The following is a 17,676-nucleotide window of genomic DNA, read 5'->3' on the forward strand; positions in this document are numbered from 1 at the left end:
CCCGCAAGAAAGAGATTGCTTTGGTGATTTTGATCGTCTAAAACCTGTCCAATCGGACAGGATTTAACGGGTTTCGCACACGACACAAGCATGCACCGCCGATGGGCGCGCATGCCCCGAAACCGGCATGACGCGCACCGGCACAGACCGGGCTGACGACATCACCGACCCCACAGGAGCGATACGAATGAATGCGGTATCGGAAACAGTGAAGCGGGCAGCGTTCGACACGTCGATCAAGGTCGACGGGAAGCGGTTGTGGGAGAGCCTGATGGAGGTCGCGAAGATCGGCGCAACGCCGAAAGGCGGCGTGTGCCGCCTCGCGCTGACCGATCTCGACAAGGCCGGCCGCGACCTGATCGTCGGCTGGGCGAAGGCCGCCGGCTGCACGGTGACGGTCGATACGATGGGCAACGTGTTCATGCGCCGCGCGGGCCGCGTGGCCGACGCGGCGCCGGTCGTCACGGGCTCGCACGCGGATTCGCAGCCGACCGGCGGCCGCTTCGACGGCATCTACGGCGTGCTCGGCGGCCTCGAGGTGATTCGCAGTCTCAACGATCACGGGATCGAGACCGAGCATCCGGTCGAGGTCGTGATCTGGACCAACGAGGAAGGCTCGCGTTTCGCGCCCGCGATGGTCGCGTCCGGCGTGTTCGCGGGCGTTTTTTCGCTCGAGTACGGGCTGTCGCGCAAGGACGTGGATGGCAAGACGATCGGCGAGGAACTGGCGCGCATCGGCTACGCGGGCGACGTGCCGTGCGGCGGGCGCAAGCTGCACGCGGCGTTCGAACTGCATATCGAACAGGGACCGATTCTCGAAGCGGAATGCAAGACGATCGGCGTCGTGACCGATGCGCAGGGGCAGCGCTGGTACGAGATCACGTTCACCGGCCAGGAAGCGCACGCGGGGCCCACGCCGATGCCGCGCCGCCGCGATGCGCTGCTCGGTGCGTCGCGCGTCGTCGATCTCGTCAACCGGATCGGCCTCGATCACGCGCCGTTCGGCTGCGCGACGGTCGGCATGATGCAGGTCCACCCGAACTCGCGCAACGTGATTCCGGGCCGCGTGTTCTTCACCGTCGACTTCCGGCATCCGGACGACGCGGTGCTCGCAAAAATGGATGCGGCGCTGCGCGACGGTGTCGCGCGCATCGCGGCCGACATCGGGCTCGACACGGCGCTCGAGCAGATTTTCTATTACAAGCCGGTTGCGTTCGATGCCGCCTGCGTCGAGGCCGTGCGCGGCGCGGCCGATCGCTTCGGCTACTCGCATCGCGACATCGTATCGGGTGCCGGACACGACGCATGTTATCTGGCGCAGGTCGCGCCGACCTCGATGGTGTTCGTGCCGTGTGTCGACGGCATCAGCCACAACGAGATCGAGGACGCGACGCCCGCATGGATCGAGGCCGGCGCGAACGTGCTGCTGCACGCGATGCTGTCGCGCGCCTGCGAGCCGGTTTCATGACGCATCGACCGTAGCAGTCGGCAGGCTGCGTATCGCCTGATTGCAGGATGCCTCAGCATGACCGCCCCGACTGTGCGTTCGCAGCCGGCGGGGACGGCTTTGTCTCCACTCAGTCGAAGGAACGCGTATGACCACCAAGCCAACCGGCGATATCGCCGCGCATCGCCTGTCGTCCACGCAACTCTCGTGCGAATTCGCCGATATCGCGCCGCTGCTCGATCCGACTGCCGCGGCGGCCGCCGCGAGCCGCTGCCACTACTGCTACGACGCGCCGTGCGTGCAGGCCTGCCCGACGCAGATCGACATCCCGAGCTTCATCCGCAAGATCGGCAACGGCAACCTGAAGGGCGCCGCGACCGACATCCTGTCCGCGAATCCGCTTGGCGGGATGTGCGCGCGCGTTTGCCCGACCGAGATCCTGTGCGAAGGCGCGTGCGTGCGGAATCACCAGGATGCGCAGCCGGTTGCGATCGGCGCGCTGCAGCGGCACGCGACCGACTGGGCGATGGCGACCGGCGCGGTGCAGTTCCGGCGCGCGCCCGACACGGGCCGCCATGTCGCGGTGGTCGGCGCGGGGCCGGCCGGGCTCGCGTGCGCGCACCGGCTTGCGCTCGCCGGGCATCGCGTCACGTTGTTCGACGCGCGCCCGAAGGCCGGCGGCCTCAACGAATACGGAATCGCCGCGTACAAGACCGTCGACGATTTCGCGCAGCGCGAAGTCGAGTGGCTGCTGTCGGTCGGCGGCATCACGCTGGCAACGGGCGTCGCGCTCGGCCGCGACGTGACGCTCGACGCGCTGCGCGAGCAGCACGATGCGGTGTTCCTTGCGATGGGTCTGGGCGGCGTGCGGGCCCTCGCGATCGACGGCGAGCAACTGGGCGGCGTGATGAACGCGGTCGACTTCATCGAGCAGGTGCGGCAGGCCGACGGGCTCGAGAACGTGCCGGTCGGGCGGCGCGTGGTCGTGATCGGCGGCGGCAATACGGCGATCGATGCGGCGGTGCAGAGCCGCAAGCTCGGCGCCGAGCGCGTGACGATGGTGTATCGGCGCGGCGTCGACGCGATGAGCGCGACGTGGGCCGAGCGCGAATTTGCGCAGAAGAGCGGCGTCACGCTCGTCACGCACGCGAAGCCCGTGCGCATCGCGGGCGCGAACGGGCAGGTGAGCGGCGTCGAATTCGAGGCGGCGTCGGGCGAGCGCTTCACCGTCGAGGCGGACATGGTGCTGAAGGCGATCGGGCAGACGCTGGTGCCGGACGGAATCGCGGCCGCGTTGCTGACGGCCGACGGCACGCGCATCGCGGTGGAGGCCGACGGGCGTACGGCGCTGCCCGACGTATGGGCCGGCGGCGACTGCGCGGCGACGGACGGCATCGACCTCACGGTGCAGGCGGTGCGGGACGGCAAGCGCGCGGCCGCCTCGATCGATGCGGCGCTGGCGGCGCGCGACGCGAAGGCGGCCTGAACGCGGGACGTATCCAGGCATACCGATCACGACACCATTCTTCTGGAGCCGACCATGGCCGACCTTCGCTGCACCATCGCAGGCATCACTTCGCCGAATCCGTTCTGGCTGGCGTCCGCGCCGCCGACCGACAAGGCCTACAACGTCAACCGCGCCTTCGAGGCGGGCTGGGGCGGCGTCGTCTGGAAGACGCTCGGGCTCGATCCGCACGTCGTCAACGTCAGTTCGCGCTACGGCGCCGTGCAGTGGAACGGCCAGCGCATCGCGGGGCTGAACAACATCGAGCTGATCACCGACCGTCCGCTCGACGTGAACCTGAGAGAGATCGCGCAGGTGAAGCGCGACTGGCCGGACCGCGCGCTGATCGTGTCGCTGATGGTGCCGTGCAACGAACGCGACTGGAAATGGATCCTGCCGCTCGTCGAGGATACCGGGGCCGATGCGGTCGAGCTCAACTTCGGCTGTCCGCACGGGATGAGCGAGCGCGGCATGGGCGCGGCCGTCGGGCAGGTGCCCGAATACGTCGAGATGGTCACGCGCTGGGTGAAGGAAGGCACGAAGCTGCCGTGCCTCGTGAAGCTCACGCCGAACATCAGCGATATCCGGATGGGGTCGCGCGCCGCGTACAAGGGCGGCGCGGACGGCGTGTCGCTGATCAACACGATCAACTCGATCGTCGCGGTCGACCTCGATCAGATGGCGCCGATGCCGACGGTCGACGGCAAGGGCACGCACGGCGGCTATTGCGGGCCGGCCGTGAAGCCGATCGCACTGAACATGGTGGCCGAGATCGCACGCGACCCCGAAACGCCGAACCTGCCGATCTCGGGCATCGGTGGCATCTCGTCATGGCGCGACGCGGCCGAGTTCATGGTGCTCGGCGCCGGCAGCGTGCAGGTGTGCACCGCGGCGATGCATTACGGATTCCGGATCGTGTCGGATCTCGCCGACGGGCTGTCGAACTGGATGGACGAGAAGGGCTACGCGACGCTCGACGATATTCGCGGCCGCGCGGTGCCGAACGTGACCGACTGGAAATACCTGAACCTGAAGTACGACATCAAGGCGCGCATCGACCAGGACCGCTGCATCCAGTGCGGGCTGTGCCATATCGCGTGCGAGGACACGTCGCACCAGGCGATCACGGCGACGAAGGACGGCGTGCGGCACTTCGAAGTGGTCGACTCGGAGTGCGTCGGGTGCAATCTTTGCATGCACGTGTGTCCGGTCGAGCAATGCATCACGATGGAGCGTGTCGATTCGGGCGACTACGCGAACTGGACCACGCATCCGAACAATCCGGCGAGTGCCGAAGCCGGTGCGGGCACCGCGGCGCCACCCGAGAAGCATGCGAAGGCGGCCTGACCGGCGTCCGGCGGTGTGCAATGTCCGCGCCGCCGCTTTTCGTGACCCCTGGGCCGGCATCGCACGATGCCGGCGCTGACGTTTTTCGTGGAGTGCGATCGATGACATCCGCAGCGAATCCCGCCGATCCCGACAGCGCCGCGGCGCGGGGCGGCAGCCTGTACAACGACGACCTCGCGCCGACGACGCCGGCGCAGCGCACGTGGAAGTGGTATCACTTCGCAGCGCTGTGGGTCGGGATGGTGATGAACATCGCGTCGTACATGCTCGCGGCCGGGCTGATCCAGGAAGGGATGTCGCCGTGGCAGGCGGTGATGACGGTGCTGCTCGGCAACCTGATCGTGCTCGCGCCGATGCTGCTGATCGGCCATGCGGGCGCGAAGCACGGCATTCCGTACGCGGTGCTCGTGCGCGCGTCGTTCGGCACGCAGGGCGCGAAGCTGCCGGCGCTGTTGCGCGCGATCGTCGCGTGCGGCTGGTACGGCATTCAGACCTGGCTCGGCGGCAGCGCGATCTACACGCTGCTGAACATCCTGACCGGCAACGCACTGCACGGCGCGGCGCTGCCGCTCGTCGGCATCTCGTTCGGGCAGCTCGCGTGCTTCCTCGTGTTCTGGGTGCTGCAGCTGTACTTCATCTGGCACGGGACCGATTCGATCCGCTGGCTCGAGAGCTGGTCCGCGCCGATCAAGGTCGTGATGTGCGTGGCGCTCGTGTGGTGGGCGACGTCGAAGGCCGGCGGGTTCGGCTCGATGCTGTCGGCGCCGTCGCAGTTCGCGGCCGGCGGCAAGAAGGCCGGGCTGTTCTGGGCGACGTTCTGGCCGGGCCTGACGGCGATGGTCGGCTTCTGGGCGACGCTCGCGCTGAATATCCCCGATTTCACGCGCTTCGCGCAGTCGCAGCGCGACCAGATGATCGGGCAGTCGATCGGGCTGCCGCTGCCGATGGCGCTGCTGTCGGTGGTGTCGGTCGTCGTGACGTCGGCGACCGTCGTGATCTACGGCAACGCGATCTGGGATCCGATCGACCTGACGAGCCGCATGACGGGTATCGGCGTCGGCATCGCGCTCGTGATCCTCACGCTCGACACGATGTGCTGCAACCTCGCCGCGAATCTCGTCGGCCCGGCGTACGACTTCTCGAGCCTGTGGCCGAAGGCGATCTCGTACCGTACCGGCGGGATGATCACCGCGACGATCGCGATCGTGATGATGCCGTGGAAGATCCTCGCGACGACGGACGGCTACATCTTCACCTGGCTCGTCGGGTACTCGGCGCTGCTCGGGCCGGTCGCCGGCATCATGATGGTCGACTACTTCCTGATCCGTGGCACGCAGCTCGATACGCGCGCGCTGTTCGACGAACGCGGCGGCTTCAGCTACGCGCGCGGCTGGAACCCGGCCGCGCTCGCCGCGCTCGCGGTCGGCGTGCTGCCGAACCTGCCTGGCTTCCTGCATACCGCCTTTCCGGCGTCGTTCCCGAACGTGCCGGCGTTCTTCAACACGCTCTACACGTACGCGTGGTTCGTCGGCCTCGTGCTGGCGTCCGGCGTGTACGGCACCTGGATGAAGTGGCGCGCCGGACAGCGCGCGCAGATCGCGAGCGCATGACGCGCGACATGCGTGTCGAGCGGCACCCGACAGTCAACGAGGAGGCAACCCCATGGCAATCCTGATTCGCGGCGGCACCGTGGTCGATGCGGACCGCTCCTATCGCGCGGACGTGCTTTGCGCGGATCCGCAGGACGGCGGCACGATCCTGCAGATCGCCGAGCAGATCGACGCGCCGGCCGGCGCGAGCGTCGTCGACGCGCACGACCAGTACGTGATGCCGGGCGGCATCGATCCGCATACGCACATGGAACTGCCGTTCATGGGCACGACCGCGAGCGACGATTTCTACTCGGGCACGGCCGCCGGGCTGTCGGGCGGCACGACGAGCATCATCGACTTCGTGATCCCGAGCCCGAAGCAGCCGCTGATGGACGCGTTCCGCGAGTGGCGCGGCTGGGCCGAGAAATCGGCGGCCGACTACGGCTTCCACGTGGCCGTGACGTGGTGGGACGAGAGCGTGCACCGCGACATGGGCACGCTCGTGCGCGAGCATGGCGTGTCGAGTTTCAAGCACTTCATGGCGTACAAGAACGCGATCATGGCCGACGACGAGATTCTCGTGAACAGCTTCACGCGTTCGCTCGAACTCGGCGCGCTGCCGACCGTGCACGCGGAGAACGGCGAGCTCGTGTTCCGGCTGCAGCAGGCGCTGCTCGCGCGCGGCATGACGGGGCCGGAGGCGCATCCGCTGTCGCGGCCGCCGGAGGTCGAAGGCGAGGCCGCGAACCGCGCGATCCGCATCGCGCAGGTGCTCGGCGTGCCCGTGTACATCGTGCATGTGTCGGCCAAGGACGCGGTCGACGTGATCACGCGCGCGCGCGGCGAAGGGCTGCGCGTGTTCGGCGAAGTGCTGCCGGGCCACCTGGTGATCGACGAGGCCGTCTATCGCGACCCGGACTGGACGCGTGCGGCCGCGCACGTGATGAGCCCGCCGTTCCGCTCGGCCGAGCATCGCGAGGCGCTGTGGCGCGGGCTGCAGTCGGGGCAGCTGCATACGACGGCGACCGATCACTGCGTGTTCTGCGCATCGCAGAAGGCGATGGGCCGCAACGATTTCACGAAGATCCCGAACGGTTGCGGCGGTGTCGAGGATCGCATGTCGGTGCTGTGGCATCACGGCGTGAATCATGGCCGCATCACGCCGAACGAGTTCGTGCGGATCACGTCGACGAACGCCGCGCAGATCTTCAACCTGTATCCGCGCAAGGGCGCGGTGCAGGTCGGTGCCGATGCCGACCTCGTCGTGTGGGATCCGGCCGCGACGAAGACGATCTCGGTGAAGACCCATCACCAGCAGGTCGACTTCAACGTGTTCGAGGGGATGACGGTGCAGGGCGTCGCGACGCACACGCTCACGCGCGGCGCGCTCGCGTGGGCCGACGGCGAGCTGCGCGCGGTGCGCGGCGCGGGCCGCTACCTGGAGCGTCCGCCGGCGGCCGGCTACTACGAGGCCGCGCGGATCGCGAACCGGTTGCGCGAACCGCATCCGGTCGAGCGCGCGGGTTGAACGACGCGTGTCATGCGGGGCATGTCCGTTCGAGCGGAGAGCGGCATGCCCCGCGTGCGTTTTCCGCCAGCTAGATAGAACAACTGATCAAGTCGGATAGATGCGAAACGGGAAACGATCGATGCGGCTGGTCACGGTGATTTTGTCGGCGTTGCAGGCGCGCGTATCGAGCGAGTAACATCCACCCACCCCATGCAGGGGCCGCGAGCCAGGGCCGCTCGCCGGACAGTTCAAATAGTGAGAAAGGAGCACAAGGTGGATATTCTGCGCAGTCTCCTCGGTATGCTGTTCCTGTTGCTGGTTGCCTATCTGCTGTCGAACAATCGTCGGGCGGTGAGCGGCCGGACGATGATCGCCGCGCTGCTCACGCAGTTCGCGATCGGCGCGCTGGTGCTGTTCGTGCCGTCGGGCCGCGCGGCGCTGGCCGGGGCCGCGAACGGCGTCAATCGCGTGCTCGACATGGGCAATCACGGCATCGCGTTCGTGTTCGGCGGGCTGGTCGACGCGCGGATGTTCCAGCTGTTCGGCGACGGCGGATTCGTGTTCGGCTTGCGCGTGCTGCCGATGATCATCTTCGTCACCGCGCTGATCTCGGTGCTGTACTACATCGGCGTGATGAAGTGGATCGTCGCGATCCTCGGCGCGGGGCTCGCGAAAGTGCTCGGCGTGAGCCGCATCGAGGCATGTTCGGCCGTCGCGACGATCTTCCTCGGGCAGAGCGAGATGCCCGCGCTCGTGAAGCCGTTCGTGCGGAACATGACGAGCGCCGAGATCTTCACGGTGATGGCGAGCGGCATGGCGTCGGTCGCGGGCTCGGTGCTGGTCGGCTATGCCGGCCTCGGCGTGAAGATGGAATACCTGCTCGCCGCGTCGTTCATGGCCGTGCCCGGCGGCCTGCTGTTCGGCAAGCTGCTGTTTCCGACCGTCGAGCCGAGCCGCGTCGTGGTCGACGGTCTCGATTTCGACGACAAGCGCGCCGCGAACGTGATCGAGGCTGCGGCATCCGGCGCGTCGGTCGGGCTGCGCATCGCGATCAACGTCGGCGCGATGCTGATCGCGTTCGTCGGGCTGATCGCGCTGATGAACCTGATCGTCGGCGGCGCGGCCGCGTTCGCGGGCTTTCCGCAGGTCACGCTGGTGGGCATCATCGGCCACCTGTTCGCGCCGCTGGCGTGGATCATCGGCGTGCCGTGGCACGATGCGACGCTCGCCGGCAACTTCATCGGCGAGAAGCTGATCTTCAACGAGTTCGTCGCGTACGGCGACCTGTCGCCCTACCTGAAGGGCGGCGAGCACGTCGCGGCGGCCGGCCTGCAGGTGCTCGACCCGAAGACGCTCGCGATCGTGTCGTTCGCGCTGTGCGGCTTCGCGAACTTCTCGTCGATCGCGATTCTCGCGGGCGGCTTCAGCGCGGTCGCGCCGGAGCGCCGCTCGGAAGTCGCGCGGTACGGCCTGCGCGCGCTGACGGCGGCCACGCTGTCGAACCTGATGAGCGCCGCGATTGCCGGGCTGTTCTTTTCGCTGCATTGAATCGTGCAGTAGACTCCGACCGTTCGAAGAGAGGCAACGATGTTTCTACCGCAGGAATTCATTCGCAGGAAGCGCGACGGACAACCGCTCGATCGCGACGGGATTGCCGCGTTCGTGCGCGGCGTGACCGACGGCAGCGTGACCGAGGGCCAGGTGGCCGCGTTCGCGATGGCCGTGTATTTCAACGACCTGAGCACCGAGGAGCGCGTCGCGCTGACGCTCGCGCAGCGCGACTCGGGCGACGTGCTCGACTGGCGCGCGCTCGATCTCGACGGGCCGGTGATCGACAAGCATTCGACCGGCGGCGTCGGCGATGTGGTGTCGCTGATGCTCGGGCCGATGGTGGCCGCGTGCGGCGGCTACGTGCCGATGATCTCCGGGCGCGGGCTCGGCCATACGGGCGGCACGCTCGACAAGCTCAGCGCGATTCCCGGCTACGACGTGATGCCCGCGACGGATGCGTTTCGTCGCACGGTGCGCGAGGTCGGCGTCGCGATCATCGGGCAGACCGCCCGGCTCGCGCCGGCCGACAAGCGCATCTATGCGATTCGCGACGTGACGGCGACCGTCGAGTCGGTCGCGATGATTACCGCGTCGATCCTGTCGAAGAAACTCGCGGCGGGGCTCGACGGGCTCGTGATGGACGTGAAGGTCGGCTCCGGCGCCTTCATGCCGACCGCGGAGAAATCGGCGGAACTGGCGCGCAGCATCGTCGACGTCGGCAACGGCGCCGGCATGAAGACGACCGCGATCCTCACCGACATGAACCAGTCGCTCGCGCCGTGCGCGGGCAATGCGCTCGAAGTCGCCTGCGCGATCGACTACCTGACGGGCAAGTCGCGCCCGGCGCGCCTGCATGACGTCACGATGGCGCTGTCGGCGGAGCTGCTCGTCACGGGCGGGCTGGCGCGCGACGTCGCGGCGGCGCGCGCGAAGCTGCAGGAGGCGCTCGATTCGGGTGCGGCGGCCGAACGCTTCGCGAGAATGGTCGCGGCGCTCGGCGGCCCCGCGGACCTGATCGACGTGCCCGCCCGGCATCTGGCGCGCGCGGCGGTGATCGTGCCGGTTCCCGCGCCGGCGACCGGCGTGGTGCAGCGGGTCGATTGCCGCGGGCTCGGGCTGGCGGTCGTCGCGCTCGGCGGCGGCCGCACGCGCGCGGAGGACGCGATCGACGTCAGCGTCGGACTGACGGCGCTGGCGGAGATCGGGCAGCGCGTCGAGGCCGGCGAGCCGCTCGGCTACGTGCATGCGCGCGACGGCGCGGCGGCTGCACACGCGGTGGACGCGGTGCGGCGCAGCTACGTGCTCGGCGAGACGGGCGAAGCGCCACCCACCCTTTACCAGCAGATCGGCTGACCCCACTCCCGGAGGCATCATTTCGATGGAACGAGACGAACTGATCGAACAGGCCAGGGCGGCGCGCGAACGCGCGTATGCGCCGTATTCGCGCTTCAAGGTCGGCGCGGCGCTGCAGGCGCGCGACGGGACGGTCTTCCACGGCTGCAACGTCGAGAACGCGTCCTACGGATTGTGCAATTGCGCGGAGCGCACGGCGATGTTCTCGGCGATCGCCGCCGGCTATCGCCCGGGCGACTTCGCACGGCTCGCGGTGGTCGGCGACACGGACGGCCCGATCGCGCCGTGCGGTGCGTGCCGTCAGGTGATCATCGAGATCGGCTTGCCCGACATCGAAGTGATCCTCGCCAACCTGAAGGGGGCCGTCGAGGTCACGACGGCCCGTGCGTTGCTGCCGGGCGCGTTCAGCCTGTAACGGCGCGCGCCGCGGCGGGTCGCACGCGTCACGCGCCTTCGCGCGTTTCGCGGATCGGGATCACGGTGCGCGCGCCGCACTGGCGCAGCAGGTCGCGCAACTCGTTGATGACCGGAAACACCTCGTGGTTCCAGTCGGCGCCCTGGCGATCGTGCGCTTCCTGTTCGCGCTCGACGATCCAGCGATCCTCGCGGAAGATGCGCTCGGTGAACCACACGAGCAGCGGCCACGCGAGATCGAGCGCGAACGGGATGCCGGGCTTGTGGATCGACAGCAGGCCGAACGTGCGGTTGGTGCGCTGTTCGGCGTCGAGCGGCACGTAGACGATCCACAGGTCCATCACGAGCGTGCCTTCGCTCGAACGGATCTGCAGCGTCTGGTACGGGTAGCCGGTGCGCACCGTCATCACGCTCTTGTCGGACTGGTCGGCCGGCTTCTTGCTCGCGCCGAACACGAGCGCCTCGCCGACCGGCTGCTTGCCTTCCATCCGCGCGAACGTGTAGTCGACCTCGACCCAGTCGTCGCCGCGGCGACGGCCCACCGAGCGCGCGCGCATCTGCCCCATCTGCTTGCGGTGCAGGAACTGATGGTTCATGTCCATCAGGTTCTCGTGCATGAACGAGTAGTGGCACTTGACCTCGCGGCCGAAACGGCGCGTCTTGTACGCGCGGTTGTCCGCCGATTCGAGGGCGGGGAACGGCCGTTCCTCGGCGAGCGTCGCGTCGCCCGGGAACACGAAGATCAGCCCGTGCGCCTCGCGGCACGGATACGCGCGCACGCCGTTGGGCAAGCGCTCGCGGCCGAGATAGGGCACGTCGACGCAGCGGCCGCTGTCGCACGCGTAGGTCCAGCCGTGATAGCAGCAGCGCAGCGTTTCGCCGCTGACGACGCCCGCGTGCAGCGGCACCTGGCGGTGCGCGCAACGATCCTCGAGCGCGTACACGGCGCCGGACTCGGTGCGCACGAGCACGATCGGCTCGCCGGCGAAGTGCACGCCGAGCGTCTTGCCGCGCTTGAGCTCGCGCGACCACGCGAGCGGGTACCAGTGATCGGGATGAATCGGCACACGGCGCAGGTCGCGCACGGTGGCGCCGGAGGACGATTCTCCAACGGTGTTGCTGTCAGGCAAAGGCACTGCGAGCATGCGTGACGCCTCCTGGGCGGGTAGTCCGGGCGCCGCAAGAAGCGGCGGGGATCTGGAGAAGTCTACGCGAAGTTGCCCGCGACGGCGGACGCGATGCGGGTTTGCCCCGGCATGGCGCGACGGGTTTCGTTGATGCGGCGCAAATCGGGACGCAGGCGGCGCGCGCCGGTCGTGCCCGGCCGCGCGGCGGGCGGTATCCCGTTACGCGGCCGGTGGCGGGTCATGAACGGGCGTCGCGCCACAGCACCGCGTCGGAACGGTACAGCGCCGGGAAACGCTGCTTCAGCCCGGCGACCTTCGGCAGGTCGTTGAACGCGATATACGGCGCGTCGGGATGCAGTTCGAGGTAGTTCTGGTGATACGCCTCGGCCGGATAGAACCCCTTGTAGTCCTCGACCCGCGTGACGACGGGCGCCGGGAACACGTGCGCCGTGCCGAGCTGCGCGATGTACGCGGTCGCGACCGCGCGTTGCTGCGCGGTGGTCGGGAAGATCGCGGACCGGTACTGCGATCCTTCATCGGGGCCCTGCCGGTTGAGTTCGGTCGGATCGTGCGCGACCGAGAAGAACACCTGCAGCAGCCGGCCGTACGTGATCTGCGTCGGGTCGTAGACGATGCGCACCGATTCCGCATGCCCCGTCAGCCCCGAGCCGACGAGCGCGTAGTGCGCGGTTTCGGACGCGCCGCCCGCATAGCCCGCGGTGACCTGCTTCACGCCCTTGACGTGCTCGAACACGCCCTGTACGCCCCAGAAGCAGCCGCCGGCGAGCACGGCCGTTTCGTCGTGCGACGCGCCGGACGTCTCGTCGAGCGTCGGGGCGGGCACGGTGCGCATCGGCTCGGCGGAATTGACGATACGCTGGTAGCCGAACACGGCGGCGGCCGCGAAGGCGACGGCGCCGATGCGGCGCAGCAAGGTCGCGCGCCGTCGCGCCGCGGCATCACGGGGGGAGATCGGGATCATCATTTGCTCCTTTTCAATGGGTCGGGGATACGGCGCCGGGTGGCGGCGCACGCGATCAACCGAAAGTGAATGCGTACGCATCGACACCGGGATCGAGGAACTCGATCGCGAACGTGCGATCGGCGATCGCTCCCGGCTGCCGCACGAGCTGATACAGGCGCTGGCCGGTGACGGTGCCGTAGCCCTGCGCGTCGACGTCGGTGCCGTGCGCGGCGCCGGGGGCCGCGCCGTCGAGCGTCACGCGAAAGCGCACGGGCTGGCCGTTCGCACCCGGGCCGAGTACGAGGTGCAGGTCGCGCGCATGGAAGCGGTACACGATCCGGCCGTCCGGCGCGGCGAGCGACGCGCGCTCGGCACCGACGTTCCAGGTGCCCGCGAGGCCCCAGTCGTTGAGGTCCGGCCGGGCCGGCGCGTCGTAGCGGTGCGCCGCATCGCGCACGGCGCCGCCCGGCGACGTGAAGCTCTCCGCACGCGTGTAGCCGACATAGGTTTCGGGCGAGCGGACGTCCGCGCTGTCGGCCGCCGCGAGCGCCCCGTTCGCGGGCGCACCGGCCAGCCCGAGCGGCACGTTCAGCGCTTCCGGATGGCCGGCTTCCGCGAGCAGCGACTGGATCGCGCGCTCCGACTGCGCGTATTCGCCTTCGCCGAAGTGGTGATGGCGCACGCGCCCTTGCGCGTCGACGAAGTAGTGCGCCGGCCAGTATTCGTTGTTGAATGCGCGCCAGATCGAATAGCCGTTGTCGATCGCGACCGGGTAGTCGATGCCCAGGTCGTGCACGGCCTTCTTCACGTTGCCGATGTCGCGCTCGAACGCGAATTCCGGTGCGTGCACACCGATCACGACGAGCCCGTACGGCGCGTACTTGCGTGCCCACGCGTTCGTGTACGGCAGCGTGCGCAGGCAGTTGATGCATGAATACGTCCAGAAATCGACCAGCACGACCTTGCCGCGCAGGCCGGCCGCGGTCAGCGGCGGCGAGTTCAGCCACTGCACGGCGCCGTCGAGCGACGGCAGCGTGCCTTCGACGGGCAGCGCGGACGGCGTCGTGACGGCCGCGCGCATCATCGCACCGCCACCGGCCGGTGCGCCGTCGGCGGCCGCGGCCATCATCGCGCCGCCGGTTGCGCTGTCGGCAGCGGTGCCGGTCGCGGCCATCGCGGCCGGTGCACCGTTCGAGCGTCCGCCGAGGCGGTCGACCAGCTTCGTCTCGAGGCCGCCCGTCGTGACGGTCGACAGCTGCGCGAGTGCGCCGGTGTCGAGGCCGAGCGCGATCGCGCCGACGCCGGCCAGCAGTGCCGCGCCGATCCCGCGCCGGATCCATTCGCCGGCGCCGAGCGAGCGCTTCATCGCGGCGAACACCTTGCCGCCGATCACGAGCGCCACGCCGAGCGAGGTCGCCGCGCCGGCCGCATACGCGACGAGCAGCAGCGTCGTACCGACGCTCGCGCCGCGCAGGGCGGCGCCGGTCAGCACGAGCCCGAGGATCGGGCCCGCGCACGGCGCCCACAGCAGGCCGGTCGCGACGCCGAGCAGCAGCGACGAAGCGGGGCCGGCCGGGCGGCCGGCGCGCTGCGCGAAGCCGGTGAGCCGGTTGCCGGCCGCGACGAGCGGGCGCGTCAGGTGTTCCGCGAAGCGCGGCATCAGCAGCGTCAGGCCGAATACGGCGAGCAGGACGATCGCGATCCAGCGGCCGGCCTGGTTCGCCTGTGCGACCCAGCCGCCGCCGACGGCGGCGAGCGTCGCGACGACGGCGAACGTGAGCGCCATGCCGGCGAGCAGCGGCAGGCCGGTGCGCACGAACGGCTGGTCGGCGCGGGCGAACACGAACGGCAGCACGGGCAGGATGCAGGGGCTCAGGATCGTGAGCACGCCCCCGAGATAGGCAAGGACGATGAGCAGCATGGTGCGTTCTCCAGTCGGTCGGAAGGGGGGCCGGATCAGGCGGCGGCCGGATGGAAGGTGAGCGCGAGGCCGTTCATGCAGTAGCGCAGGCCGGTCGGCTGCGGGCCGTCGTCGAACACGTGGCCGAGGTGCCCGCCGCAGCGCCGGCAGTGCACTTCGGTGCGGACCATCCCGAACGTCGTGTCGGTGTGGGTGTCGACCGCGTGGTCGAGCGGCTTCCAGAAGCTCGGCCAGCCCGTATGGCTGTCGAACTTGGTGGCGGACGAGAACAGCGCGAGCGCGCAGCCGGCGCACGCGAACGTGCCGGCCCGGTGTTCGTCGTTCAGCGGGCTGCTGTACGGCCGCTCGGTGCCGGCTTCGCGCAGGATCGTGTACTGGGCGGGCGTGAGCCGGCGATGCCATTCGGCATCGCTGAGCGTGACCTCGAAAGGGGCCGCCGGTGCGCCGGCCGGCGGCGCGGCGAACGCCCGGCCGACCAGCGCACGCCGTCCGGCGGACGACAGCGCCGCGAGCGCGGCAAGACCGGTGGCGCCGGCGAACAGCAGATGTCTGCGGGTGGGCATGATGGGCTCCTGGAAGCAGGTCCTGAAAACATGCGCCCATCGTAGACAGCGGCCGGTGTCGAAGTCCTCACGGAAAGTTAAATGAATCGTGACATCTGGGGTGTTCCGAGGGGGGCGGTGGAATCCGTCGATGTTCCAGCTGGCAAGCGTCTTCGGACGGGTGAGCTGACGATATTTACCGCGCAGCGGTTCGCGCCGCGTTTTTAAGTGTTTTTTTAGTTTTCGTTGAGTTGCGTGGCGAATCCGGAGTCAGATCCGCCTGTCCTCGCAATCCTTGAGCAATTCGCCAAGTGCGTCGAATACCACCCGCACGCGCCCCGGCACGGTCGCCGAGACGGTGCTGCGGCAGCTCGCATCGCGCGCTTTGTCTGCTTGAGTCCGTTGCAACGATCCGTATCACTTCGTCGCGTTGCGTGACGAGCGTGGGTGACCACCCGACAGGGGGGGCGCCCGCTCCGCGGACTCGAGCAGTGCGACCCCATGCGTGCGATTGACTTGCGCGACAGTACGATCATGAGCGATGACCTTGCTCCGACATCCCGAGACTCGCGAACGCCGAATCGCTTTGGAAGCGGTGACATCGGATTACCGACGGCAAAACGGTCGTTCGTTCGCGCAAGCGATCCTCGCGTTCCACCCGTCGACGCGATGGCGTTGTGCTCGGGTTCCTGAAAGACGACGGTGCAACCGGGCAACGACGATGACGAGAAAAACTGCCGTGCGCTACGAGCTAGTGCACTGGAAGCTCGCCGCTGCCTTTACATCTCCACCGATATACTTGGGCCACAGGGGATAGCGGCACAACGGGCGCGTCCTCCCGAGCGTGGCGGCGTTGAGGTCGCTCATCGTCAGTGTTTCAGGTGCCTTGCCGCTTTCTACCCATTCATCGAGTGCGGATAGCGAATCGATGGCGGGATGAAAGGGGCCTGTGCCGTGGCCGACCCCCGGCATCAGATAAAACCGCACGAAGCCGTCGATCGTTCCTTGTCCGAAGCGCTGCACCAGACCGGCGTAATAGTCGGTGCTCGAGTCGGTGCTCACGATCTCGTCGGCAAGGCCGTGCGTCATGATGAGCTTGCCGCCTTTCGCGACATAGGCGCTCAGGTCGGTGCTCGTTGCATCGGTCAGCGCCGATAGCGCCTGGACGCGCGACTGATACGCACCGGGATTGACCGGATCGAACGTCAACGAATCGAACGTGGGCACGCGCGTGACAAAGTACTTGACCCATTGGTCGCCTGTCACCCACTGGTTCGCGTCTTTCTTTCCCGCGGGATTCCCGGGTACTTTCGATTCGCCGAGATCACGCGTCGTGTACGGCCCCGCGAACACCGAACCGGCGAGGATGTTGTAGCCGGCGTATTGCGTCACGCCGTTCGCAAGCGGATAAGGCAATTGCAACGGTGCAGCGATGGTCTGAATGGTCGCGATCTGCGCATCCGACAGACAGGTGTCGCCCGAATCCGCGCCGTTCGGGCAACGCACGGACGCCAGCACCGTCGCCGATTGCGCCTTGCACGCCGCCACGTTGGACACGATGCCGTCGGCGACACCGTCGAGCGCATCGCACGCGCTCATGACGGCATTTTGCAGCAGTACCGTTTTGGCGACATCGAGCCAGCCTGCGCCGTTGTTCAGGTAGAGTGCGCGGCCGAGCGCGACATTGCTCAAACGCAGCCCGGTATAGTTGAGCGCCGGGCGATTCACGACGATACCGTCATAGTCGGCGGGCCAGCGTTGCGCTTCGCTCAACCCGTCCCGACCGCCTGTAGAACTGCCGAAGAAATAGGTTTTGCCGGGCGCGCTCGCGTAGCGCTTTCTGATGAGCGCCATCGCGACGTCGTGTGTCTTCTTCAGACTCAGGCCGCCGTAGTTCGCCAGCGACTCGTCATTCGCGGCGAACTTGCCGTCGGTGATGCTGGTGCTCTGATGCCCGGAATCGTCGCCGAACGTCGCGTAGCCGTCGGCAAGCGGCGTCGGCGTGCCCGTTGGCGCCATGTCGAGCGCGTCGACGCCGGTAATCAGCGTACCGTCGAAGCCGCCGCCGCCATAATGCAGCGCCTTGCGGTTCCAGTGGGTCGGCAGATTGACCTGAAACCTGATCGACGGCGCCGCGGGATCGACGGGAGCGATGGCCCCATTCACCTGACAATATTCACCGGCGGCCTCCACCAGCGTGGCGCTCGTGATCGTCGCGCCGCCGGTCGGCTCGGCAATCGACGATGCCGGAATCGCCAGGCCGTTCAATGCCGCACATTGGGCCGCGGCTGACGGCGGTGGCGGCGAACTCGCCGAAGCGCCGCCGCGCGACTCATTGCCGCCGCACCCGCTGATGCAAAGGCTGAGGGCGAGTGCCCCCCACAACGGTCTGTTGTCCATCGTC

At 68.3% G+C, this 17,676-nt stretch carries 13 protein-coding genes; 8 read left to right on the top strand and 5 right to left on the bottom strand.

The window, feature by feature from the left end:
• Positions 1-187 precede the first annotated feature (187 nt).
• From AC0KUR_RS26575 to AC0KUR_RS26610, 8 genes are all read left to right on the top strand, one after another.
• Entirely contained in the window at positions 188-1,468 is a 1,281-nt protein-coding gene (locus tag AC0KUR_RS26575; RefSeq protein ID WP_034190671.1) for a Zn-dependent hydrolase, read from the top strand.
• A 127-nt stretch (positions 1,469-1,595) separates the two neighbouring features.
• Entirely contained in the window at positions 1,596-2,933 is a 1,338-nt protein-coding gene (locus AC0KUR_RS26580; RefSeq protein ID WP_473376603.1) for an NAD(P)-dependent oxidoreductase, read from the top strand.
• Positions 2,934-2,987: 54 nt separating this feature from the next.
• Positions 2,988-4,298 carry an NAD-dependent dihydropyrimidine dehydrogenase subunit PreA gene (gene preA, locus AC0KUR_RS26585; RefSeq protein WP_034190669.1) on the top strand — a complete coding sequence of 437 codons (1,311 nt, stop codon included), beginning with the start codon at positions 2,988-2,990 and terminating at the stop codon, positions 4,296-4,298.
• Between the two features lie 101 nt (positions 4,299-4,399).
• On the top strand, positions 4,400-5,908 hold the full coding sequence (locus AC0KUR_RS26590; RefSeq protein WP_049033028.1) for an NCS1 family nucleobase:cation symporter-1: 1,509 nt from the start codon (positions 4,400-4,402) through the stop codon (positions 5,906-5,908).
• Between the two features lie 52 nt (positions 5,909-5,960).
• A complete protein-coding gene (hydA, locus tag AC0KUR_RS26595) occupies positions 5,961-7,418 on the top strand; it encodes a dihydropyrimidinase (protein WP_034190667.1) in 1,458 nt (485 codons plus the stop codon).
• A gap of 255 nt (positions 7,419-7,673) precedes the next feature.
• On the top strand, positions 7,674-8,948 hold the full coding sequence (locus AC0KUR_RS26600; RefSeq protein ID WP_034190666.1) for a NupC/NupG family nucleoside CNT transporter: 1,275 nt from the start codon (positions 7,674-7,676) through the stop codon (positions 8,946-8,948).
• A 39-nt stretch (positions 8,949-8,987) separates the two neighbouring features.
• Positions 8,988-10,304 carry a thymidine phosphorylase gene (deoA, locus tag AC0KUR_RS26605; protein WP_069707038.1) on the top strand — a complete coding sequence of 439 codons (1,317 nt, stop codon included), beginning with the start codon at positions 8,988-8,990 and terminating at the stop codon, positions 10,302-10,304.
• Between the two features lie 25 nt (positions 10,305-10,329).
• A complete protein-coding gene (locus AC0KUR_RS26610; protein WP_034190664.1) occupies positions 10,330-10,719 on the top strand; it encodes a cytidine deaminase in 390 nt (129 codons plus the stop codon).
• A 28-nt stretch (positions 10,720-10,747) separates the two neighbouring features.
• Here AC0KUR_RS26610 and AC0KUR_RS26615 read toward each other — a convergent pair whose 3' ends face one another.
• The 5 genes from AC0KUR_RS26615 to AC0KUR_RS26635 all read right to left on the bottom strand — a co-directional run bounded on the left by AC0KUR_RS26615 (position 10,748) and on the right by AC0KUR_RS26635 (position 17,672).
• Positions 10,748-11,863 (bottom strand): aromatic ring-hydroxylating oxygenase subunit alpha, encoded by a 1,116-nt coding sequence (locus AC0KUR_RS26615; protein WP_034190663.1) that lies wholly within the window; start codon positions 11,861-11,863, stop codon positions 10,748-10,750.
• 220 nt (positions 11,864-12,083) lie between these two features.
• Positions 12,084-12,827, bottom strand: a complete 744-nt coding sequence (gene msrA, locus AC0KUR_RS26620) for a peptide-methionine (S)-S-oxide reductase MsrA (RefSeq protein ID WP_059558018.1) — start codon at positions 12,825-12,827, stop codon at positions 12,084-12,086.
• 55 nt (positions 12,828-12,882) lie between these two features.
• Complete coding sequence (locus tag AC0KUR_RS26625) at positions 12,883-14,730, bottom strand: cytochrome c biogenesis protein DipZ (RefSeq protein ID WP_473376604.1); 1,848 nt, start codon at positions 14,728-14,730, stop codon at positions 12,883-12,885.
• Positions 14,731-14,765: 35 nt separating this feature from the next.
• Positions 14,766-15,293: a peptide-methionine (R)-S-oxide reductase MsrB gene (gene msrB, locus AC0KUR_RS26630; protein WP_124609266.1), complete on the bottom strand. Its 528-nt coding sequence runs from the start codon at positions 15,291-15,293 to the stop codon at positions 14,766-14,768.
• Between the two features lie 723 nt (positions 15,294-16,016).
• The gene (locus AC0KUR_RS26635; RefSeq protein WP_473376605.1) at positions 16,017-17,672 is read right to left on the bottom strand and encodes a tannase/feruloyl esterase family alpha/beta hydrolase; all 1,656 of its coding nucleotides are present in this window, start codon (positions 17,670-17,672) and stop codon (positions 16,017-16,019) included.
• Positions 17,673-17,676: the final 4 nt, after the last annotated feature.

This window comes from Burkholderia sp. YHN3-13 (genome assembly GCF_055810675.1).